The organism is Amycolatopsis sp. NPDC114484, from assembly GCF_055633755.1.
Map to the genome: position 1 here is coordinate 1 of NZ_JBVKDQ010000048.1, position 21,316 is coordinate 21,316.

The following is a 21,316-nucleotide window of genomic DNA, read 5'->3' on the forward strand; positions in this document are numbered from 1 at the left end:
CGAGCACATCGAACCCCGCGGCCCCATCGAAACCGAAGCAGCACGCCGCCTAGCCCAAGACCACGACGACTAACCACCCAGGTTCCGCAACACCCTCTGAGGGAATCAGATTCCCTCAGGGTTCCCCTCACGGCTTTCAGGACGAGAGCGGGCCGGAGACGCCGGATTGCTCGTGCGTGGTCATTTCCGCGAGCACGCGGCTGGCCATCATCAGCAGCGGCAGCGCGGTGACCGCGCCGGTGCCTTCGCCGAGACGGACGTCGAGGTCGAGCAGCGCGCCGAGGTCCAGGTGCTCCAGCGCGAGCGCGTGCGCGGGTTCGCCGGTGAGCTGCCCGGACATCCACCAGCGGCGGGCGCCGGGAGCGAGTTCTTCGGCGACGAGCGCGGCGGAGCAGACCACCAGCCCGTCGAGCACCACGGGCGTGCGGCGGACTGCCGCCTGAGCGAGAAATCCCGCCATCGCGGCGATGTCCGCACCCGAGGACGTCCGCAGCAGCGCCAGCGGGTCGGCCAGCACCGCACGAGCCCGGCGCAGCGCGTCGCGGACCGCGGCGGCCTTGCGCATCCAGGTGTTGTCGTCGATGCCCGACCCCCGGCCGACCACGGCGACCGGCTCGCTGCCGGTCAGCGCCGCGACCAGCACCGACGCCGGGGTGCTGTTGCCGATCCCGAGGTCGCCCGCGATCAGCAGGTCCGCGCCGCCGTCGACCTCCGCGTCGGCGACCTTCCGGCCGGCGTTGACCGCGGCCCGGACCTCGGCGTCGGTGAGCGCGTCCTCGACGTCGATCGAGCCGGAACCGCGGCGCACCTTGAACTCGCCGATCGACCGCATCGCGGATTCCTCGGTGTCCACGGCCATGTCGACCACGCGCACGCCCGCGCCCGCCGCCGCGGCGAGCACGTTGATCGCCGCGCCGCCGGTCAGCATGGTCCCGACGAGCTGCGACGTGACCTCCTGCGGATACGCCGAGACGCCCTTCTTCGCGATGCCGTGATCGCCGGCGAACACGACGACGCGCGGCCGGGTGAACGGCCGCGGCGGGGCCTGGCCCTGGCACGAGGAGATCCACACGCCCAGCTCTTCCAGCCTGCCGAGCGAACCCGCGGGTTTGACGAGCTTGTCGTGCAGCGCGATCGCGCCCGACCGGGCCTGGTCGCTCGGCGGTTCGATCTCGCCGAACTCGATGCCCGTTTCGCCGGTGTCCACAGCCAGGTTTCCTTTCGCCGCTGGGCGTCCCGGCGCCCAACCTACCGCCGCCGGGGCGGGGCCCTTAGGGTCGGTCGGCGTGCGGGAATCGACGGCGGCCGGGGTCGTGCTGGCCAGTGGTGCGGGGACCCGGGTGGGGGCCGCGCTGAACAAGGTTTACCTGCCGGTGGCGGGCAGGCGCGTGGTGGCGTGGTCGCTGGACGCGTTCGCCGCGGCGGCCGGGATCGGCGTGCTGGTGCTGGTCATCCGTCCCGAGGACGCGCCGCTGGCCGAAGAGGTGCTGGCGGGCCTGCCGGTTCCGGTGGAGCTCGTGACCGGCGGCCCGACGCGGCAGGCCTCCGAGCTGAACGCGCTGCGCCATCTCGCGCCGCGAATCGCCGACGGGACAGTGGATTCCGTGCTGCTGCACGACGGGGCCCGCCCGCTGGTGACGCCGGAGCTGATCTCCGCGGTGCTGGAGCGGACCCGGGAAGACGGGGGAGCGGTGCCGGGCCTGGCCGCGGACGACGTGGTCTCGATGGCCGGGCCGGACACGGTGGCGGGCCCGCTGCCCGGCGCGATCCGGGTGCAGACCCCGCAGGGCTTCCGGGCGCGACCGCTGCTGGCGGCCTACGAACAGGCCGCCGCGGAAGGGTTTCTCGGCACGGACACGGCCTCGTGCATGGAGCGGTTCTCCGCGCTGCCGGTGCGGTGGGTGCCCGGCAGCGCGGAGAACGTGAAGATCACCTATCCGCACGACCTCGCGGTGGCGGAGCGGTTTCTGCTGCGGTGATCGCCGCAGTGCCCGCAGGAGGTCCGTGAAGGGCTTTGAGGGAATCAGATTCCCGCAAGGAGCCCGTCACGGACTTTCGCCGGGGCGAACCCGGCTGCGGTGCTCAGGGGGCGACGGTGAGCGCCGGGTCGCTGATCACGACGTCGCCGAGCGCCTCGTCGATCGCGGTCAGCAGCTCCGGCTCCAGCTTGACGCCCGCGGCCTTGACGTTGTCGTAGACCTGCTCCGGCCGCGAGGCCCCGATGATCGCCGACGCGACGTTCGGGTTCTGCAGCACCCACGCGATGGCCAGCTGCGCCATCGACAGTCCGGCGTCGGCCGCCAGCGGCTCCAGCTTCGCGACCGCGGCGAGGGTCTTCTCGTCGAGGAAACGCTTCACCATGTTCGCGCCGCCGTTCTCGTCGGTCGCGCGCGAACCGGCGGGCAGCGGCTGGCCCACCTTGTACTTGCCGGTCAGCACGCCCTGCGCCACCGGCGACCAGACGATCTGGCTCAGGCCCTCGCGCTCGGAAGCGGGCACGACCTGCGATTCGATGACCCGCCACAGCATCGAGTACTGCGGCTGGTTCGACACGAACGGGATCTTCAGCTCCCGGGCGAGCGCCGCGCCGCGCGAGATCTGCTCGGCGTTCCACTCCGAGACGCCGATGTAGAGCGCCTTGCCCTGGCGGACCAGGTCGGCGAACGCCTGCATCGTCTCTTCCAGCGGCACCGTGCGATCGAAGCGGTGCGCCTGGTAGAGGTCGACGTAGTCGGTGCCGAGCCGCTTGAGCGACGCGTTGGCCGACTCGACGATGTGCTTGCGCGAGAGGCCCTTGTCGTTCGGGCCCTTCGGACCGGTCGGCCAGAAGACCTTCGTGAAGATCTCCAGGCTCTCCCGGCGCTGGCCCTTCAGCCCGCGCCCGAGCACCGACTCCGCGGCGGTGTTGGCGTAGACGTCAGCCGTGTCGAAAGTCGTGATGCCGGCGTCGAGCGCCGCCTTGATGCAGGCCTGCGCCTGGTCCTCCTCGACCTGGGACCCGTGGGTCAGCCAGTTGCCGTAGGAGATCTCACTGATGTTGAGGCCGCTGCGGCCGAGACGTCGAAACTCCATGCCCACAGGGTAAACGTTTCGTTCGCGAGGCTAACGACCTGTGTGCCGCACGGCTCAGTTGGGGATCGGGTCCCCGGCCTTCAGCCGCGGCTTCGGCACGCGCAGCTTGCGGATCTGGCTCGCGCGGACGAAGGCGTACCAGCCGACGCCGCGGGTGGCCGTCGCCGGTTCCTTCGGGAAGCGTTCGCGGACCAGCTTCGAGATCTTGCGGCCGTTCACGAAGCCCTCGATGGCCATGACCAGCAGCATCGCCATGCAGACCAGGGTGATGTACTGCTGCACCGCCGGCGCGGGGACCAGCAGCGCGAGGAACACCAGGATCGCCAGCGGCATGAACAGGCCGAGGATGTTGCGCCGGGAGTCGACCAGGTCGCGCACGTACGCCTTGACCGGGCCCTTGTCGCGCGGCGGCAGGTACTTGTCGTCGCCCGACATCATCCGCTCGCGGCGCTGCCGGGCGGCCTCCTTGCGGTCTTCCTTGCTGACCGGGTTGGCCTTGCGCAGTTCCTTGTTGCGCTTCATCGCTTCGCGCATCGAGGTGGGCGGGGCCGCGACCGGCCCGCGCTTGCGTCCCTCGGCCTCGCGCCGCTTCGGCGTGGCCTTGCCCTTTCCCGGCGTGTACGACTTGCTCGTGACCGGGGAATCGACAGCGGCGGCCTCGGCCGCGGAGTCGTCGGCGGCGGGGTCAGTGGTGCTTCGGCGCAGGAACCTCACCTCACCAGGGTATTGCAGGCGTCACGGCTTTGTTCACCAGGTCGTTCCATATGCGACGATGGAGGGGAACAGATCGGGCGAGTCCCGTGTTGTGCGTAAGACACGAGATGTACCCGCAGCGAGTTCGACCAAAGAGGGAGTGCCATGACGACCGCTGAGCAGACCGGTGCGGCTGCGGCCGAGACCGCCGAGGAGACCCACGGCGTGACGTTGACCGACGCCGCGGCCGCCAAGGCGAAGGCGCTGCTCGAACAGGAGGGCCGCGACGACATGCACCTGCGCATCGCCGTGCAGCCCGGCGGCTGTGCTGGCCTGCGCTACCAGCTGTTCTTCGACGAGCGCACGCTTGACGGCGACCTGTTCCGCGACTTCGACGGCCTCCAGGTCGCCGTGGACCGGATGAGCGCACCGTACGTGTCCGAGGCCGTCATCGACTTCGTCGACACCATCGAGAAGCAGGGCTTCACGATCGACAACCCGAACGCCACGGGTTCCTGCGCCTGCGGCGACAGCTTCCACTGAGCCCAGAGCCGACAACGGGCCCCGACGCTTGCGCGCCGGGGCCCGTTGTTCGTTTGAACGGCCCGCGGGCCGTTCAACTGCTGCGGAGATCCGCGGGGTCAGACGTACGCGTCGAGGTCGGCGACCTGTGCGTGGCAGGCGTCGTCGACCGTCCACGGCCGCGCGGCCCTCGGCCGGGGCAGTCGTGCCTGGTCAGCGTCTTGCTCGGGGCGCAGCGCGGACGGGAGGTGGGCGCAGTCGGCGATCAGGTCGCCGATGGTTTCCGGTTCGGTCGCGAGGTTCACGAATGCCACGCTATTCAGCCGGACTTGAACGGGAAACGAGTACCGGCCGGTAGTGTCGGAACGTGGCGCGGAAACTACCCGGAAGGGTCATGACCAGCGGGTAACTTGCGTCAGGGCGCGAAAAGACAGCTCATCCACCTCGTGAGGAGAACCGGTGGCAGACAAGCCCAGGATCGCCGTGTCGGGCAGCATCGCGACAGACCATCTGATGCACTTCCCGGGGAGGTTCGCCGAGCAGCTCGTCGCCGAGCAGCTGCACCGGGTGTCGTTGAGCTTCCTCGCCGACGACCTCGTCGTGCGCCGCGGCGGCATCGGCGCGAACATCGCGTTCGGCCTTGGAGTGCTCGGCGTGCGGCCGGTGCTCGTTGGGGCCGTGGGCCAGGACTGGGCGGACTACCAGTCGTGGCTGCAGCGGCACGGCGTGGACACCTCGGGCGTGCTGGTGTCCGAGGTCGCGCACACCGCGCGCTTCGTGTGCACCACCGACGAGGACATGTGCCAGATCGCGACGTTCTACGCGGGCGCGATGGCGGAGTCCCGCAATATCGAGATGGGGCCGATCTCGGACCGGGTCGGCGGGCTGGGGCTGGTGCTGATCAGCCCGGACGATCCCGAGGGGATGGTCCGGCACGCGCAGGAGTGCCGTCAGCGGGGGTACACCTTCGCGGTCGACCCGTCGCAGCAGCTGGCTCGGATGGACGGGGCGCAGGTGCGGTCGTTCGTCGAGGGGGCGAAGTATCTGTTCAGCAATGACTACGAGTGGGAGTTGTTGCTGCAGAAGACCGGGTGGACCGAGGCGGACGTCCTGGAACGGGTCGGGCTGCGGATCACCACGCTCGGGGAGAAGGGCGTGGAGATCGTGGGGCGGGACGGGACCGCGTTGCAGATCGGGGCGGTGCCGGAGCGCGGGAAGGCTGATCCCACGGGCGTGGGGGACGGGTTCCGGGCCGGGTTCCTCGCCGCGATCGACGGTGGGCTCGGTTTGGAGCGGGCCGCGCAGCTGGGGTGTTTGATCGCGGTGCTGGTTTTGGAGACTGTGGGGACGCAGGAGTGGACTCTTGAGCGGGCGGAGGCGTTGAGTCGGCTGGGGGAGGCTTTCGGGCCGGAGGCTGCTGAGGAAGTGGCTGCTGTGTTGCCTGGTTGAGGGGGCTGCTCGTCGCCTGGCGGCGACATCGCGCCCTGGTTTTAGTGGGGCACCCCGAAGCTTGATTGTGATGACGGACGGCGGGTGCTTGTCAAGGCGGGAAAGATGCCTTGACAAGCACCCGCCGTCCGCATTTTTGGCTTCGTATCGGGGTGCGGGGGTGGTGTGGGTGCCTGGTTGGTTTGGTGCGTCGGTGCGGTTTAGGGACGTGAGGGGGGCCTTGAGGGAATCTGATTCCCTCAAGGCCCCCCTCACGTCCTTCAGAGTTTGACTGGGTAGACCGGTTCTGGGATTTCTGGCTTGATGCGGTGTTCCACGAAGATTCCGTGCCACAGCATGAACACCAGCAGGGCCCACAGTTGGCGGCTGCGGTCCAGTTGGCCTTCCTTGTGCTCGTCCAGCAGGCGCAGAACGGCGTTCTTGTCCAGGAGTTCGTCGGTCTTCGAGTCGTTGATGATGCCGCGGGCCCAGTCGTACATCTCGTTGCGCAGCCACAGTCGAATCGGGACTGGGAAGCCCAGTTTCTTCCGGTTCAGCACGTGGCCGGGGATGATCTTCGCCAGGGCTTGGCGCAGCGCGTACTTCGTGGTGCCGTGCGCGAGTTTCTGGTCCAGCGGGATCGAAGCGGCGACCTTGAACACCTCGGCGTCCAGGAACGGCACCCGCAGTTCCAGCGAGTTCGCCATGGTGACCTTGTCCGCCTTGACCAGGATGTCGCCGCGCAGCCAGGTGTAGAGATCCACGTGCTGCATGCGGGCGACCGGGTCCCAGCCTCGGGAGACGTCGTACCAAGGGGCGGTGACGTCCTTGAAGCCGACGCCTTCCTCGTACGTCCGCAGCACGGCGCGCAGCTGCTCGTCGCGGAAGTTGCGGGCGTTGCCGTAGTAGCGGTCTTCCAGCGGAAGCGCGCCGCGGCGCAGGAGGTCCTTGCCTCGGGTGCCTTCCGGGATCTTCGTGGACACCTTGCCGAGCAGCTTGCGTACGCCGCCGGGGATTTTCTCGAACGGGGCCAGCGAGATCGGCTCGCCGTAGATCGTGTAGCCGCCGAACAGTTCGTCCGCGCCTTCGCCGGACAGCACGGCCTTCACGTGCTTGCGCGCCTCGCGGGCGATGAACCACAGCGGGACCAGCGCCGGGTCGGCGACCGGGTCGTCCAGGTACCAGACGATGAGCGGCAGCGCTTCCATCATCTCGTCCGCCGACACCGTGCGGACCACGTGCTTCACGCCGATCGCGGCGGCCGATTCCGCGGCGACGTCCACCTCGGAGTAGCCCTCGCGCTCGAACCCGGTGGTGAACGCGATGAGGTTCGGGTTGTGCTCCTTCGCGAGCGTCGCGGTCGCGGTGGAGTCGATGCCGCCGGAGAGGAACGCGCCGACCGTGACGTCCGGGTCGGAGATCATGTGCTTGCCGACCGAGTCGCGCATCACGTCGGCGATGCGCTCGTACAGCGCGTCGGCCTCGGCCTGGTTGTTCACCGGCTTCGCGGCGAACTTCGGGTGGAAGTAGCGGGTGACCTCGACCTTCCCGCCCGGAGTGAGCCGGAACGAGGTGCCGGATTCGACGCGGCGGATCGCGGTGTGCAGCGACTCCGGCTCCGGCACGTACTGCAGGACCAGGTAGTGCTGCAGGGCCGTGCGGTCCAGCTCCTGCGCGACGCCGAGCGTGTCCGACAGCTCCAGCAGGCTCTTCTTCTCGCTGGAGAACGCGGTGCCCTTCGGGCCGGCGCTGTAGTAGAGCGGTTTGATGCCGAACGGGTCGCGCGCGCCGAAAACCACCTTTTCGGCCGAATCCCAGATCAGGAACGCGAACATGCCGCGCAGCTTTTCGACCGCTTTGTCCCCGAGGTAGTGATAAGCCGCGACGATCGCCTCGCCGTCGCCTTCAGTGGCGAATTTCGCACCGAATTTTTCGGCCAGCTCGTCGCGCAGCTCGCGGTAGTTGTAGATCTCGCCGTTGAAGTTCAGCGTGTACCGGCCCGGAGCCTCCGGCGGACCCCACACCAGCGGCTGGTGCGCGTGGTCGACGTCGATGAAGGCGAGCCGGTTGAAGCCGTACACGACCTCGGCGTCGGCCCAGGTGTCCTGCTCGTCAGGGCCGCGGTGGCGCTGGCAGCGCATCGCCGCCCCGACGCTCGCACGGGCGTCCGCGGCGTCGTTTTCGGTCGCGCAGATCAGTCCAAGCAGGCCGCACACGTGTACTCACACACCTCAGGGTCGGGCCGGTCCGGGGAAGGGCCCAGTATGCCGGGGCGGGGCCCGTCGCCCGGAACGCGGGTGACGCGCGGCGCAACTGGTCACCCCTTGGTCAGCGGGAGCGGCCAACTCGGCTAGGCTCCGCCTGTCACGAAGATCGGTCGAAGAAGGCCCGGTGTGAGAGGGCCTGTTGGGTGAAAGGGCAGGGCGCAGTGGGAAAACCAGAGCGCACCCCGGTGGGTAAGCGGGTCGGGCGTGTCGCCGCGCTGGCCGTGCTGGTGGCGCTGACCGCGACGGGCTGCTCGGGAGACGAGATCCTCCGCTTCGGCTGGCCCAAGGGCGTCACGCCGCAGGCCGACCAGATGCGCACTCTCTGGACGTGGACGGTCATCGCCGCGCTCGTCGTCGGCGTGATCGTGTGGGCCCTGATCTTCTGGACCGCGATCTTCCACCGCAAGAAGAAGGGCGCCGCCGCCGAAGGTCCCGAGGACCTCCCGCGGCAGTTCCAGTACAACATCCCGCTGGAGATCTTCACGGTCGTCCTCCCGACGATCATGGTCTGCGTGCTGTTCTTCTTCACCGCGACGACCGAGAGCAAGGTCCTCGACAAGAAGCCGAACCCGGACGTCGTCGTCGACGTGATCGCCTTCCAGTGGAACTGGGAGTTCAAGTACGAGGGCGACGCTGCCAAGCGCGCGGACGGCACCCAGGTGAGCACCGTCGGCTCCTCCGGCGAGATCCCGCTGCTCGTGCTGCCGACCACCAAGACCATCGAGTACCGGCTCCGCTCGACGGACGTCATCCACTCGTTCTGGGTCCCGGAGTTCAACTTCAAGCGCGACGTGATGCCGGACCCGGAGAAGAACAACCAGGACAGCTCGTTCCAGAACTCGATCGACCGCGAGGGCTCGTTCGTCGGCCGCTGCGCCGAGCTGTGCGGGACGTACCATTCGGTGATGAACTTCGAGGTGCGGGCCTTGTCCCCGGACAAGTACGACCAGTACCTCAAGCTGCGCACCCAGACGAACCCGAAGACCGGCAAGCCGAACACCGCGTCCGAGGCGCTGGCTTCGATGAACTGCGGCGAGCTGTGCAGCCCGTACGCGGTGACCACGAAGCCGTTCAACACCGACCGCACCGCGCGCACCGCGTCCAACTGACGGCGAACCAGAAGGAGCAGGGGACCAATCCCATGAAGGTCGAAGCCCGGATTTTCTACATGGTGGCGGGGTTTGCCGTCCTCATGACCGCCGTCTACTGGGTCATGACCGCGCTCTTCACCACCGACCAGAAGGCCGAGCCGGTCGGCATCGTCGCGCTGTTCCTGACCGGCGGCCTGGCGTTCCTCGCCGGCAGCTACATGCAGTTCGTGTCCCGCCGGATCGAGGAGCGTCCGGAGGACCGCGAGGACGCCGAGATCAGCGACGGCGCCGGCGAGCTGGGCTTCTTCAGCCCGGGCAGCTACTGGCCGGTCGCGCTGGCCGCGGCGGCCGGACTGGCCGGCCTCGCCCTCGCGTTCTTCCACATCTGGCTGCTCGTGATGGCGATCGTGGCCCTGCTCATCGCCGTGGGCGGGCTCGTGTTCGAGTACCACACCAGCCCGGACCACGACTGAGTTCTTCCGCTTCACCGAGACGCCCGGCTGGGAATTCCCGGCTGGGCGTTTCGCGTGTCCGCCTTGGAGCGCTGCGGAGCCAGCGCGGCGGCGAGCACGGCCAGCATCCCCGCGCCCTCGGCCCAGGTGAGCCGGTGGCCGAACGCGAGCATGTCCACCACGACCGCCACCACCGGGTACAGGTAGGACAGCAGCGCCACCGTCGTGGTCGGCAGCTTGCCGATGCTCGCGTACATCAGCACGTACATCACCGCCGTGTGCACCGTGCCCAGGAGCAGGAGCCACAGCAGTCCCGGAGCCGAACTCGGCAGCGGCGTGAACATCAGCGCGGGCGCGAGCACGATCGCGCCGACCGTCAGCTGCACCGCGGCGAGCAGATGCGGCCGGATGTGCTTGAGCTGCTTCGCGATGAATGACGCACCGGCGTAGAGCAACGCCGCGCCGAGGGCGAGCGCGATCCCGGCGAATCGCACCGGTTGTCCGTCATCTCCTTGTGCGGAAAGGGAAATCACGACAACTCCGGCGAAAGCCACGCCCGCCCGCATGAGGTGCGAACGCCCGACCTTCTCGCCGAGGAACATCGCCGCCATTCCGACCAGGATCAGCGGCTGGGTGTGGTAGACGACGGTGCTGACGCCGATGGACGACAGCGAGTAGGACGCGAACAGCAGCACCCAGTTGCCGACCAGCAGCAGACCACCGGCGACGGCGAGCAGCAGATCGCGGCGGGTCGGGCGCCAGTCGCGGAACCAGCCGCGGGCAAGGGACCAGACGACCAACAGGACGCCGCCGACGAGGCAGCGGGCGAACGCGACAGCCGGGGTGGCCGCGCCGCTTTCGAGCACGACCGCGCCGATCGTCCCGGACAGCGCCATCGCGGCGGACCACTGCAGGACCGGGCGGGATTCGGGGTTCTTCATGCGTCCCAGGTTCGCCTTCGCGGCGACGCTCAACCAGTGTCAGAGATGACAATGACCGCAAAACTTGTGACATCCTGGGCGGCATGGACGTGCAACGGGTCGCCGTACTGCTCGCGGACCGGGTTTCGCCGTTCGAGCTGGGGGTCGCGTGCGAGGTGTTCGGCACCGACCGGAGCGCGGACGGCATGCCTGGCTGGGACTTCGGCGTGTGCTCGCCGAAGGGGGCGGAAGTCGCCAGCTGGTCCGGATTCGGCCTCGCCGGGCTGCACGATCTCGACTTCGCGGCGTCGGCGGATTTGGTGATTGTGCCCACCCAGGCGCCGCGGACCGCGCCGCCGCCGGAACCGTTGCTGGACGCGTTGCGCGCCGCGCGGGAACGCGGCGCGTGGGTGGCCGGATTCTGCGCGGGAGTGTTTTCCCTTGGCTACGCGGGACTTCTGGACGACCGCCGCTGCACCGTGCACTGGATCTACGAGCCGGAATTCCGTCGCTTGTTTCCTGCTGCGGAAGTAGATCCGCAAGCCCTCTACGCGGACGACGACGGCGTGTTCACCAGCGCTGGAACGGTTGCCGCGGTGGATTTGTGCCTGCATCTCGTGCGCCGGTTGCGCGGCGTCGCGGCGGCGACGGCGCTGGCCCGGCGGATGGTGGCGGCACCGCATCGCGCCGGCGGGCAGGCGCAGTTCGTGCAGGCACCGGTGCCCGCGACGGCCGCGCCGGACGACGCGGTGGTGGCCGAGGCACTCGAATGGGTGGAACGACGGCTGAATCAGCCGTTCACCGTCGCGGAGTTGGCTCGCCGCAGCGGGTTGGGGGAGCGGACGTTCCTGCGCCGGTTTTCCGCGGCCACCGGGACGACGCCGCACCGCTGGCTGACCGAACGCCGCCTCGACCGGGCGCAGGCGCTGCTGGAGGAGGGCTCGCTCTCAGTGGATGACATCGCCGCGGCGTGCGGATACGCGTCTGCGGCCGCGTTGCGGCACCAGTTCTCGCGGCTGCGCTCGACTACGCCCAGCGCTTACCGGACCGCTTTCCGCAGAAGTCCGTGAGGGGAACCCCGCGGGAATCAGATTCCCGCGGGGTTCCCCTCACGGACGTTGGAGGTACCGAGGTCAGCGGCCAGTCGAGGAAAACGCGATCCACCGGTCCAGCAGTGCCGCTGCCGCACCGCTGTCGATGGCCTGGCGTGCTCGGTCCAGCCCAGCCGCCAAGTCGTCCTCGAGCGAATCGGAGAAGCCCGTGAAAGCGGCCAGCGCGGCGGCGGCGTTCAGCACCACCGCGTCGCGCACCGGACCGGTCTTGCCGCTGACCAGTTCCCGGACGACCTCCGCGTTCGCCGCCGCGTCGCCGCCGCGCAGGTCCTCGGCCGTGGCGCGCGGGATGTCGAGCGACAGCGGATCGAGGGTGCGTTCCGTCACCGTGCCGCCGGAGACCACCAGGACCGACGTCGTCGTCGTGGTGGTGATCTCGTCCAGTCCGTCGTCGCCGCGGGCCACCAGCACCGACATCCCGCGTCCGGCGAAAATCTCCGCCAGGGCACGGGTCTTGTCGGCGTAGGCGCAGCCGATCAGCGCGCTTTGCGGCTGTGCCGGGTTGGTCAGCGGGCCCAGCAGGTTGAACGTGGTCGGCACGCCCAGTTCGCGCCGCGGCGGGCCGGTGTGCCGGAACGCCGGGTGGAACGCCGGCGCGAAGCAGAACCCGATGCCGATCTCCTCGAGCGACGCGAGCACCGCCTCCGGCGGCAGGTCGATCTTCACGCCGAGGGTTTCCAGCACGTCGGCCGCGCCGGACTTCGACGACGCGCTCCGGTTGCCGTGCTTGGCCACCGGCGCGCCCGCCGCCGCCGTGACGATCGTCGCCATCGTGGAGATGTTCACCGAGTTCGACCGGTCGCCGCCGGTGCCGACGATGTCCACCGCCGGACGGCTCAGCGTGATCCGCCGGGCGTGCGAGAGCATCGCGTCGGCCATGCCGGAGATCTCCGCGGGCGTTTCGCCCTTGGCGCGCAGCGCGACCGCGAAGCCGCCGATCTGCGCCTGTCCGGCACTGCCGGACATGATCTGGTCCATCGCCCATGCCGTGTCCTCGCCCGCCAGGTCCTCGCCGGCGATGAGCCGGGTGAGCAGCGCGGGCCAGGTGTGCGGGGTGGCGCCCACCGGGCTCAGCCGCCGTTGACGGCGGGGACCCGCCCGGCGCGCAGCACGCCGGCGACGGTCTCCGCCGCGGTCAGCGGGTCGAGCGGGTGCACCAGCACGGCGTCGGCGAGCGCCCAGGTGGCGAGCCATCGGTCGTCGCGGCGGCGGACGGCCACGATGACCGGCGGGCAGTCGGCGATCTCGTGCTTGAGCTGGCGGGTCAGGCCGATGCCGCCGGTCGGCTGCGCCTCGCCGTCGAGGATCGCGAGGTCGACCGAGCCCGCGTCCATTTCGGCGAGCACGTCGGCGATGCCGCCCGCCTCGACCCACTCGACGCGGCCGAGGTCGGCCGCCGGGCGCCTGCCGACGGCGTTCATGATCGCCTCGCGGACCTCGGCCTTGTGGCTGAACACCAGGATCCGCTGGGACTGCTCGCTCATTGAGCACGCCTCCGTCTCGTCACGGGTGGAACAGCCGCGATCGTATCCGCCGAGACGCATCTCACGCGGACGCGGTAGGCGAGTCACCCGGTTGCCGCGCCTCCCAGCCCGGCGCGTCGCCGCCGAGCCGCTGCGCCAGCCCGGCCATCCGGGACCGTTCCTGGGCGCAGTGCAGGGCGTCCAGCACCTGCACCCGCCGCGCGTGCGCCAGCACCCGGTCGCCGTCGCGGCCCTGCTCGCGCAGGTCGTAGCCGTCCTGGGCGAGAATCGCCGCCGCGTCGGCGATCCGGTCCGCCGGAAGCACGAGATGGTGCACCAGCACCGCGAGCGCTTCGCTTGCCCAGCCGGGTGAATCGGCGAGCACCGCGGAGTCCGCGACGGACGGGTCGAACGCCGAAACGACGACCCGCAGACCGGGCGCGTCCGGGTCGAGAACCGCGTTTTCCGGCTTTCTCACCAGGTCACGGAGCTTCTCCAGCCAACTCACGAGTAGCTCCTTCCGGTGCTGGTCCGCCTCTCGCGCGCGGGTGTGACGCGAAGCTCCCACGACCCGCCGCAGACCCGGCGGGCGGGGTGCGGTCGCGAGAGGACATAATGCGATCCGTGACAACGGCAGCTCCCACCATCAGCCAGCGGGTCCACTCGCTGAACCGGCCGAACATGGTCAGTGTCGGCACCGTCGTGTGGCTGTCCAGCGAACTGATGTTCTTCGCCGGACTGTTCGCCATGTTCTTCACCGTCAAGGCGCAGAACCCGGCCGGGGCGTCCTGGCCGCCGCCGTTGCACGGCGAGGAGTTCCACCTCAACGTCGCGTACGCGATCCCGTTCACGGTGATCCTCGTGCTGTCGTCGCTGACCTGCCAGTTCGGCGTGTTCGCCGCGGAGCGGGGCGACGTCTACGGGCTGCGGCGCTGGTACATCGTGACGCTGATCATGGGCGCGATCTTCGTGGCCGGGCAGGCGAACGAGTACCACAACCTCGTCGAGGAGGGGCTGACGATCCCGTCCGGCCCGTTCGGAACGGTGTTCTACCTCGCGACCGGTTTCCACGGCCTGCACGTGATCGGCGGGCTCATCGCCTTCGTGTTCCTGCTGGTCCGCACGAAGCTCAGCAAGTTCACTCCGGCGCAGGCCACCTCGGCGATCGTCGTGTCGTACTACTGGCACTTCGTCGACATCGTGTGGGTCGGCCTCTTCGCGGTGATCTACATCCTTCCCTGATCTCCGCACCGCCCACCACAAAACGGCCTGAACTGACAGCAAGGGTTGCCGCAAGATGACCACCAGCACCAAATCCTCGGAGCGCCGGTTCCGCGCGCGCTCGAAGATGCGCAGGCGCCTCGCGGGCGTGCTCGCACTCGGCGTCGCCCTGGTGGGGGCCGGCGCCCTGTACGCCGTCTTCGCCCCGGAACCGCAGACCGCGCAGGCACAGGGCGACCCGGCGCTGCTGCGCCAGGGCGAGCAGGTCTACAACAACACCTGCATCGAATGCCACGGCGCGAACCTCGAGGGCGTCAAGGACCGCGGTCCGAGCCTCATCGGCATCGGCGACGCGGCCGTCTACTTCCAGACTTCGTCCGGCCGGATGCCCGCGGCGCGCCAGGAGGCGCAGATCGCCCGCAAGCCGCCGAAGCTGACGCCGAGCGAGATCGACGCGGTCGGCGCCTACGTGCAGGCGCACGGCGGCGGCGCGCAGCGTCCGGAGGAGCGCGGCGAGGCGCTGCGCGGCAACGACCCGGCCCGCGGCGGCGAGCTGTTCCGGCTCAACTGCGCCTCGTGCCACAACTTCACCGGCCGCGGGGGCGCGCTGTCGGCGGGCAAGTACGCGCCGCCGCTCGACCCGGCCACCGAGGAGCAGATCTACGACGCGATGCTCACCGGGCCGCAGAACATGCCGAAGTTCTCCGACCGCCAGCTCAGCGCGGAGGAGAAGAAGGACATCATCGCCTACGTCAAGTCGGTGTCCGACGGCAACAACGACCCGGGCGGCAACGGTCTCGGCGGGGTCGGCCCCGCCTCCGAAGGCGTCGTCGCCTTCGTCGTCGGAATCGCCGCGCTCGTCGGCATTACGCTGTGGATTGGATCGAAGGCATGAGTGCCGAAGGGCCCAAGCCGCCCTCGGAGGCGGAGCTGGCTGAGATGGACCGCGACGAGCTGCTGAAGCTCGGCGGTCAGCTGGACGGCGTCGAAATCGTCGACTACCCGGAACCGTGGCCGGTCGAGGGCACCCGCGCGGAGCGGCGCGCACAGCGCCTCGTCGCGTTCTGGTTCGCCCTGTCCGCGCTCGCCGGCCTGGCGTTCGTGGTCGTGATGGCCTGGCCGAAGTGGTGGGAGTACAAGGACCCGAGCGACCCGAGCGGGCACGCGACCTACAGCCTCTACACCCCGGCGCTCGGCGTCACGCTCGGTCTCGCGGTGCTGTCGCTCGGCATCGGCGTGATCCTCTACACCAAGAAGTTCGTCCCGCACGAGACCTCGGTGCAGCAGCGCGGCGACGGTCCGTCGGCCGAGGTCGACCGGGCCACCATCCTGGCCCACCTGGCCGACGCCGGGACCCGCAACGGCATCGCCCGCCGGTCGCTGATCAAGCGCACCGCCGGCGCGGGCGCGGGCGCGCTCGGCCTCGCGGTGGCGGCCCTTCCGATCGCGTCCTTCATCAAGGACCCGTGGAAGGACAGCGACAACAAGGACGGCCTCTGGCACACCGGCTGGCTGCCGAACTTCAAGGGCGAGAAGGTCTACCTGCGCCGCAACACCGGCGACCTCGAAGCGGACGTCAAGCACGGTGTCGCGCTGGTCAAGGCCGAGGACCTGGACGCGGGCGCGATGGAGACGGTCTTCCCGTACCGCGAATCGGAGAAGGGCGACGAGAAGGCCCTGGCCGCGGCGCTGATGCGGGTCGACAACCCGGTCATGCTCATCCGGCTGCGCCCGACCGACGCCGCGCGCGTGGTCAAGCGCAAGGGCCAGGAGGACTACAACTTCGGCGACTACTACGCGTACACGAAGATCTGCAGCCACGTCGGCTGCCCGACCTCCCTGTACGAGCAGCGCACGAACCGCATCCTCTGCCCGTGCCACCAGTCGCAGTTCGACGCCCTGCACTACGCGAAGCCGATCTTCGGCCCGGCGACCCGTCCGCTGGCCCAGCTTCCGATCACGGTTGACGAAGAGGGATACTTGATCGCGAAGGGCGACTTCAACGAGGCCATCGGACCGGCCTTCTGGGAGCGTAAGTCATGAGTTCACTCACCACGCCGACCAAGGGCACGAGCGCACTCCAGAAGCACCTGGGCGAGGCCGCGGACAACGCGGACCAGCGGTACAAGCTGGCCAAGGGCCTGCGGCACCAGTTGAACAAGGTGTTCCCGACCCACTGGTCCTTCCTGCTGGGCGAGATCGCCCTGTACAGCTTCATCGTCATCCTGCTGTCCGGGGTGTACCTGACGCTGTTCTTCGACCCCTCCATGCAGGAGGTCACCTATCACGGCAGCTTCACGAACATGCAGGGCATGCAAATGTCCCAGGCGTTCCGCACCACGCTGGACCTCTCGTTCGACGTGCGCGGCGGCCTGTTCGTGCGGCAGCTGCACCACTGGGCGGCGCTGATCTTCGTCGCGTCGATGATGGTGCACATGCTCCGGATCTTCTTCACCGGCGCGTTCCGCAAGCCGCGCGAGGCGAACTGGGTCATCGGCGGCCTGCTGCTGATCCTGGGCATGTTCGAGGGCTTCTTCGGCTACTCGCTCCCGGACGACCTGCTGTCCGGCACCGGTATCCGCGCGACCCTGTCCGGCATCGTGCTGTCGGTGCCGGTGATCGGCACCTGGATCCACTGGGCCCTGTTCGGCGGGGAGTTCCCCGGCGACCAGATCATCCCCCGGCTCTACACGCTGCACATCCTGCTGATCCCGGGCATCATGCTGGCGCTGATCGGCGCGCACCTGGCGCTGGTCTGGTACCAGAAGCACACCCAGTTCCCGGGCGTGCGGCGCAAGGAGACCAACGTCGTCGGCGTGCGGATCATGCCGTACTTCGCCCTCAAGGGCGGCGCGTTCTTCACCCTGGTCGTGGGCGTGCTGGCGCTGATGTCCGGCCTGTTCCAGATCAACCCGGTGTGGAACTTCGGGCCGTACAACCCGTCGATGGTGTCCGCGGGGTCCCAGCCGGACTTCTACATGGCCTGGGCGGACGGCATTCTCCGGATCTGGCCCGCCTGGGAGCTTTACCTGGGCAACTACACGGTCCCGGCGGTGTTCTTCGCCGGCGGGATCGGGATGCCGATCCTGTTCGCGCTGCTGCTCGGGTATCCGTTCCTGGAACGCAAGCTGTCGAAGGACACCGCGCACCACAACCTGCTCCAGCGGCCGCGTGACGCACCGGTCCGCACCTCGCTGGGCATGATGGCGCTCGGGTTCTTCGCGATGCTCGAACTGTCCGGCTTCAACGACGTCATCGCCGACCAGTTCGACATCTCGCTGAACGCGACGACGTGGGCCGGGCGCATCGGCGTGCTGATCGTGCCGCCGCTCGCGTACTTCTTCACCTACCGGATCTGCCTCGGCCTGCAGCGGTCCGACCGGGAAGTGCTGGAGCACGGCGTCGAGACCGGCATTATCAAGCGGCTGCCGCACGGCGAGTTCATCGAGATCCACCAGCCGCTGGCCGGCACGGACAGCCACGGCCACGCCATCCCGCTCGAGTACCAGGGCGCGTCGGTGCCGAAGAAGATGAACAAGCTCGGCACCGCGGGCCACGCCGTCCCGGGTTCGATCTGGACGCCGGACCCGGCGGAGGAGTCGAAGGCGCTCGACCGCGCTCGCGGCAACGGCCACGGGAACGGCAAGGCGCAGGTCGAAGGGTCCGAGGAGTCGACCGAGGTCGGTTCCGGGCACTGAGTCCGCTAGCTCAGAAGGCCCCTTCCTCACGGCGAGGAAGGGGCCTTCTGCTGTGCTGGGGGTGCTGGGGTGCTGTGAGTGCTGCGGGTCAGAGCCGGATGCGGGCGACTATTTCGTCGTCGTCGTCGATTTCGCCGGTCGGCCGGAAGCCCAGCAGCCGGTAGAAGGGGCCCGGGCTGTGCTTGCCCGGCACCCACATGACCGTGACCGATTCGGCCTCGCGGCGGCGTGCTTCGGCCAGCACCGCTTCGACCGCGAACCGGCCGTAGCCCTTTTTCTGGTGTTTGGCGGCGATGTTCAGCCGCCAGAGGTAGTTGCGGTAGTAGTGGACCGGATTTTCCGGGTCGAAGGCCGCCATGACGAAGCCGACGGGCTTCTTTCCGGCGTAGATCAGCCTCGGCCAGGCGATGTCGGGCTGGACGTAGGCCTCGGCGAGCGAGCGGGCGACGGAGGTTACGTAATCCCGCTGGCGCTTCGCCACTTTGAGGTCGCAGGCATCGTCCACGTTGTCGACAGTGAGTTCGACCAGACGCGGGGTCGTCATGCGAAGTACGGTAGCGCGGCCGGAGGGTTCAGAGCCGGATGTGGGCGACGACCTCGCCCTCGTGGAGCTGGCCGGTGGGCCGGAAACCCAGCCGCAGATAGAACGGCTCCGGGCTGTGCTCGCCCGGTTCCCAGAGCACCGTCGCCGATTCGGCCCCGCGCCGGCGTGCTTCGGCCAGTACCGCCTCGACGGCGAACTTCCCGTAGCCCTTCTTCTGGTGCCCGGCGGCGATGTTCAATCGCCAGATGCCGCAACGGAAGTAGTCGATCGGACAGTCCGGATCGAAGGCGGCCATGACGAAGCCGACGAGCTCGTCCCCGGCGTAGACCAGCCTGGGCCAGGCCGTGTCCGGCTGGGTGTAAGCCTCGGCCAGCGACCGGGCGACCGGGGCCACGTAGTGCTCCTGGTGGGGTGCCACCGACAGATCGCAGGCCGCTCCCACGTTGTCGCTGGTGACCTCGGCCAACCGCAGCGTCGTCATGCCCCGGACGTTAGCCCGGGGTACGACAATTCCGGCGGTTCAGGCTCCTTCGACGCCGATCTCGAACGCGGAGTCGGTGTCGGCGCGCGAGTAGGACCGGAACGCGATGTGGGTGACGGTGTCGAGCACGCCGCGGACTTTGCCGATGCGGCCGGGAATCAGGTCGGCGAGGTCTTCGTGGGCCTGCACGCGCACGGTGGCGATGAGGTCGACGTCCCCGGCGCACGAGTAGACCTCGGACACCTGGTCGAGGTCCGCGATCGCCTGCGCGGCCTGCGGGATCTCCTCGGCCTCTACGTTGATCAGCACGATCGCCGTGATCACAGCGTTCCTCCCACTTGCTCGCGGTAATTACTCGAGCGCGATCGTAGCCGGGAACGAGCCCGCGCACGCCGCAGCGGGGCGCCTCAGCCTGGGATGTGTTCGAGGGCGGGTGTCTGAGGCCCGTTGCGGCGGGTTCGGCCCTCGGTCGGGGTGAGCCAGCGCAGCGGGATTCCGTTTTCCTCGCCGTGGGCTCTGTGCGGGGGCTCGGTTTCTCCTGCCGCAGCGAGGGGTGCCTCAGCCTGCGACGTGCTCGAGGGAGCGGGCGTCGGCGACCCGCGCGAGCCAGGCCTGCCAGCCCGCCACGGCGGCGGGTTCGGCCCAGGGCCGGGTGGTGCGGACGAGCCGGGTGCCGGGCCGGGCGAGCCAGCGCAGCAGGATCCCGACTTCTTCGCCGGGAGCGCCGCGCAGCGGACCGTCGCCGGGCAGAACGGTTTCTCCTGCGGCGACCAGGGATTCGACCACCGGCATCGGCGGAACGCCACGGCGCGCGACCCCGGCGGAGGCGAGCCTGCCGTAGCGGATGACGGACAGTTCCCAGCCGCCGTTGCCGTCCGGGGCGGCGGCGATGAGTTCCGCGACCGACGCGAGCGCGGCTTGCCGGTGCGCGCGGCCGACGGCGCGGACCAGCCCGGCCAGTTCGTCGCGGTGGCGGGCGGCCTGTTCGTAGTGCCTTCGCTCCGCCATCTCCTCCAGCCGTGCCGCGGCCAAATGGAGCGGACGGCCGTCGTGCCCGGCGATGAGTCCGCGGGCGGCTTCGACGGCGGGGGAGTAGTCGGCGACGGTCTGCCTGCCTGCGCACGGCGCTCCGCAACGGCCGAGTCCCGCCAGTACACACGGCGTGCCGGACGCGGAGGTGGCCGAGATGCGTTGCGTGCAGGTGCGCAGGCCGGAGGCGTCGGCGAGGGTTTCGGCGGCGGTGCGCGCGTCAGCCTGGCTGCGGAACGGCCCTAGCGTGCCCGCGCGCGGCAGGCGCACCACGGAAAGCCGAGGGAAAGCCTCGTCGGTGAGGCTGATCCACCAGCCGTGGTGCGGGTTTTTCGAACGCCGGTTGTACGCCGGCCGGTGCGCGGCGATCAGCCGCAGTTCGCGGATCTCGGCTTCGAGGGAATGCGCGCACTCGATGGCGTCCACGCGCTCCGCCAGCGCGACCATTTCCCGGATCCGGCCCCGGCTTTCGGAACCGGTGAAATAAGTCCGCACGCGCCGTCTGAGGTCGCGCGCGGTGCCGACGTACAGCACTTCGTCGCGCGGTCCTTTGAAGAGGTACACGCCGGGCCGGGACGGGAGGTCGGCGGCGAGGTTTCGCTTGCGGCGCTGGGCCGGCGTGACGTCCGGGAGGTAGTCGATCAGCTCCTCGACAGTGTGGACGCCGAGGTTGCCGACGCGCTCCAGCAGCGCGTGCAGGACGTCGGTGGTGGCGCGGGCGTCGTCGAGCGCACGGTGCGTCGGCCGGGTGCGCGCGCCGAGCAGCATGGAGAGCGACGACAACCGGTAGCTGCGCGCTTCTTCGCGCGGGATGACGCGGCGCGCGAGCTTCACCGTGCAGACGACGGTGGGGCGCGGCCACACGTAGCCGTGTCCCTCGCAGGCCGCCTTCATGAAGCTGGTGTCGAAGCCGGAGTTGTGCGCGACCAGCACGGTGCCCGCGATGAACTCCAGGAAGGCGGGCAGCACGCGTTCGATCCGCGGCGCGTCGTAGACCATCGCCTGCGTGATCCCGGTCAGCTCGACGATCTGCGGCGGGATCGGCGCGCCCGGGTTGACCAGCGTCGCGAACTCGCCCAGCACCTGTCCGGCGCGGACCTTGACCGCGCCGATCTCGGTGATCCCGTCCGGGCCGGGCTTGGTGCCGGTGGTCTCGAGGTCGAACACGACGAACGTGGTGTCCCGCAGCGGGGTGCCGAGCTCGTCGAACGCCAGCTGAGCCTGGTCCGGCCTCGGTCGGGTCTCCATGATCGCGCACAGTAGGACCGACCACCGACAATCTTCGCGCGCGCCGCCCGTGGCCCGATGGTGACCAGCGGAACG

At 69.5% G+C, this 21,316-nt stretch carries 23 protein-coding genes; 10 read left to right on the forward strand and 13 right to left on the reverse strand.

The window, feature by feature from the left end; all coding sequences use genetic code 11:
• Positions 1-136 precede the first annotated feature (136 nt).
• The gene (gene cobT, locus ACZ7SW_RS45900) at positions 137-1,207 is read right to left on the reverse strand and encodes a nicotinate-nucleotide--dimethylbenzimidazole phosphoribosyltransferase (protein ID WP_470236678.1); all 1,071 of its coding nucleotides are present in this window, start codon (positions 1,205-1,207) and stop codon (positions 137-139) included.
• A 79-nt stretch (positions 1,208-1,286) separates the two neighbouring features.
• Here cobT and ACZ7SW_RS45905 point away from each other — a divergent pair, with 79 nt between their 5' ends.
• Positions 1,287-1,979: an IspD/TarI family cytidylyltransferase gene (locus tag ACZ7SW_RS45905; protein ID WP_470236679.1), complete on the forward strand. Its 693-nt coding sequence runs from the start codon at positions 1,287-1,289 to the stop codon at positions 1,977-1,979.
• Between the two features lie 103 nt (positions 1,980-2,082).
• On the opposite strand, the gene ACZ7SW_RS45910 is transcribed toward ACZ7SW_RS45905, so the two are convergent.
• Together ACZ7SW_RS45910 and ACZ7SW_RS45915 are read right to left on the reverse strand one after the other, a co-directional pair.
• The gene (locus tag ACZ7SW_RS45910; protein WP_470236680.1) at positions 2,083-3,072 is read right to left on the reverse strand and encodes an aldo/keto reductase family protein; all 990 of its coding nucleotides are present in this window, start codon (positions 3,070-3,072) and stop codon (positions 2,083-2,085) included.
• A gap of 54 nt (positions 3,073-3,126) precedes the next feature.
• Positions 3,127-3,786: a DUF3043 domain-containing protein gene (locus ACZ7SW_RS45915; protein ID WP_470236681.1), complete on the reverse strand. Its 660-nt coding sequence runs from the start codon at positions 3,784-3,786 to the stop codon at positions 3,127-3,129.
• A 144-nt stretch (positions 3,787-3,930) separates the two neighbouring features.
• Between ACZ7SW_RS45915 and ACZ7SW_RS45920 the strand changes: the two genes are divergently transcribed.
• Entirely contained in the window at positions 3,931-4,308 is a 378-nt protein-coding gene (locus tag ACZ7SW_RS45920; protein ID WP_037809530.1) for a HesB/IscA family protein, read from the forward strand.
• Between the two features lie 98 nt (positions 4,309-4,406).
• On the opposite strand, the gene ACZ7SW_RS45925 is transcribed toward ACZ7SW_RS45920, so the two are convergent.
• Complete coding sequence (locus ACZ7SW_RS45925) at positions 4,407-4,592, reverse strand: hypothetical protein (protein ID WP_470236682.1); 186 nt, start codon at positions 4,590-4,592, stop codon at positions 4,407-4,409.
• A 154-nt stretch (positions 4,593-4,746) separates the two neighbouring features.
• Here ACZ7SW_RS45925 and ACZ7SW_RS45930 point away from each other — a divergent pair, with 154 nt between their 5' ends.
• On the forward strand, positions 4,747-5,736 hold the full coding sequence (locus ACZ7SW_RS45930) for a carbohydrate kinase family protein (protein WP_470236683.1): 990 nt from the start codon (positions 4,747-4,749) through the stop codon (positions 5,734-5,736).
• Between the two features lie 260 nt (positions 5,737-5,996).
• Here the strand turns inward: ACZ7SW_RS45930 and asnB are convergent, their stop codons facing one another.
• Positions 5,997-7,931, reverse strand: a complete 1,935-nt coding sequence (gene asnB / locus ACZ7SW_RS45935; RefSeq protein WP_470236684.1) for an asparagine synthase (glutamine-hydrolyzing) — start codon at positions 7,929-7,931, stop codon at positions 5,997-5,999.
• Positions 7,932-8,143: 212 nt separating this feature from the next.
• On the opposite strand from asnB, the gene ctaC reads away from it, so the two are divergent.
• Positions 8,144-9,091: an aa3-type cytochrome oxidase subunit II gene (gene ctaC / locus ACZ7SW_RS45940; RefSeq protein WP_470236685.1), complete on the forward strand. Its 948-nt coding sequence runs from the start codon at positions 8,144-8,146 to the stop codon at positions 9,089-9,091.
• 32 nt (positions 9,092-9,123) lie between these two features.
• Entirely contained in the window at positions 9,124-9,546 is a 423-nt protein-coding gene (locus ACZ7SW_RS45945) for a cytochrome c oxidase subunit 4 (protein WP_470236686.1), read from the forward strand.
• 11 nt (positions 9,547-9,557) lie between these two features.
• Here the strand turns inward: ACZ7SW_RS45945 and ACZ7SW_RS45950 are convergent, their stop codons facing one another.
• A complete protein-coding gene (locus tag ACZ7SW_RS45950; protein ID WP_470236687.1) occupies positions 9,558-10,466 on the reverse strand; it encodes a DMT family transporter in 909 nt (302 codons plus the stop codon).
• A gap of 83 nt (positions 10,467-10,549) precedes the next feature.
• On the opposite strand from ACZ7SW_RS45950, the gene ACZ7SW_RS45955 reads away from it, so the two are divergent.
• Positions 10,550-11,515, forward strand: a complete 966-nt coding sequence (locus tag ACZ7SW_RS45955; RefSeq protein WP_470236688.1) for a GlxA family transcriptional regulator — start codon at positions 10,550-10,552, stop codon at positions 11,513-11,515.
• Between the two features lie 63 nt (positions 11,516-11,578).
• On the opposite strand, the gene trpD is transcribed toward ACZ7SW_RS45955, so the two are convergent.
• The 3 genes from trpD to ACZ7SW_RS45970 all read right to left on the reverse strand — a co-directional run bounded on the left by trpD (position 11,579) and on the right by ACZ7SW_RS45970 (position 13,528).
• The gene (gene trpD, locus ACZ7SW_RS45960) at positions 11,579-12,622 is read right to left on the reverse strand and encodes an anthranilate phosphoribosyltransferase (RefSeq protein WP_470236689.1); all 1,044 of its coding nucleotides are present in this window, start codon (positions 12,620-12,622) and stop codon (positions 11,579-11,581) included.
• A 5-nt stretch (positions 12,623-12,627) separates the two neighbouring features.
• The gene (locus ACZ7SW_RS45965) at positions 12,628-13,041 is read right to left on the reverse strand and encodes a hypothetical protein (protein ID WP_470236690.1); all 414 of its coding nucleotides are present in this window, start codon (positions 13,039-13,041) and stop codon (positions 12,628-12,630) included.
• Positions 13,042-13,102: 61 nt separating this feature from the next.
• Positions 13,103-13,528: a hypothetical protein gene (locus ACZ7SW_RS45970; protein WP_470236691.1), complete on the reverse strand. Its 426-nt coding sequence runs from the start codon at positions 13,526-13,528 to the stop codon at positions 13,103-13,105.
• Between the two features lie 107 nt (positions 13,529-13,635).
• On the opposite strand from ACZ7SW_RS45970, the gene ctaE reads away from it, so the two are divergent.
• The 4 genes from ctaE to qcrB are packed head-to-tail and all read left to right on the forward strand — an operon-like array spanning position 13,636 to position 17,939.
• Positions 13,636-14,262, forward strand: coding sequence for an aa3-type cytochrome oxidase subunit III (ctaE, locus tag ACZ7SW_RS45975; RefSeq protein ID WP_451998383.1), 627 nt, complete (start codon positions 13,636-13,638; stop codon positions 14,260-14,262).
• Positions 14,263-14,317: 55 nt separating this feature from the next.
• Complete coding sequence (gene qcrC / locus ACZ7SW_RS45980; protein WP_470236692.1) at positions 14,318-15,136, forward strand: cytochrome bc1 complex diheme cytochrome c subunit; 819 nt, start codon at positions 14,318-14,320, stop codon at positions 15,134-15,136.
• Positions 15,133-16,284, forward strand: a complete 1,152-nt coding sequence (gene qcrA / locus ACZ7SW_RS45985) for a cytochrome bc1 complex Rieske iron-sulfur subunit (protein WP_470236693.1) — start codon at positions 15,133-15,135, stop codon at positions 16,282-16,284. The genes qcrC and qcrA overlap by 4 nt, the downstream gene beginning before the upstream one ends.
• Positions 16,281-17,939 carry a cytochrome bc1 complex cytochrome b subunit gene (gene qcrB / locus ACZ7SW_RS45990; RefSeq protein ID WP_470236694.1) on the forward strand — a complete coding sequence of 553 codons (1,659 nt, stop codon included), beginning with the start codon at positions 16,281-16,283 and terminating at the stop codon, positions 17,937-17,939. Before qcrA ends, qcrB begins: the two co-directional genes overlap by 4 nt.
• A gap of 88 nt (positions 17,940-18,027) precedes the next feature.
• Here qcrB and ACZ7SW_RS45995 read toward each other — a convergent pair whose 3' ends face one another.
• The 4 genes from ACZ7SW_RS45995 to ACZ7SW_RS46010 form a co-directional block, all read right to left on the reverse strand.
• Positions 18,028-18,483 (reverse strand): GNAT family N-acetyltransferase, encoded by a 456-nt coding sequence (locus ACZ7SW_RS45995; RefSeq protein WP_470236695.1) that lies wholly within the window; start codon positions 18,481-18,483, stop codon positions 18,028-18,030.
• A gap of 28 nt (positions 18,484-18,511) precedes the next feature.
• Complete coding sequence (locus ACZ7SW_RS46000) at positions 18,512-18,964, reverse strand: GNAT family N-acetyltransferase (protein ID WP_470236696.1); 453 nt, start codon at positions 18,962-18,964, stop codon at positions 18,512-18,514.
• 39 nt (positions 18,965-19,003) lie between these two features.
• Complete coding sequence (locus ACZ7SW_RS46005; protein ID WP_009074830.1) at positions 19,004-19,288, reverse strand: Lrp/AsnC family transcriptional regulator; 285 nt, start codon at positions 19,286-19,288, stop codon at positions 19,004-19,006.
• Positions 19,289-19,522: 234 nt separating this feature from the next.
• Complete coding sequence (locus tag ACZ7SW_RS46010; RefSeq protein WP_470236697.1) at positions 19,523-21,241, reverse strand: DEDD exonuclease domain-containing protein; 1,719 nt, start codon at positions 21,239-21,241, stop codon at positions 19,523-19,525.
• Between the last annotated feature and the right edge of the window lie 75 nt (positions 21,242-21,316).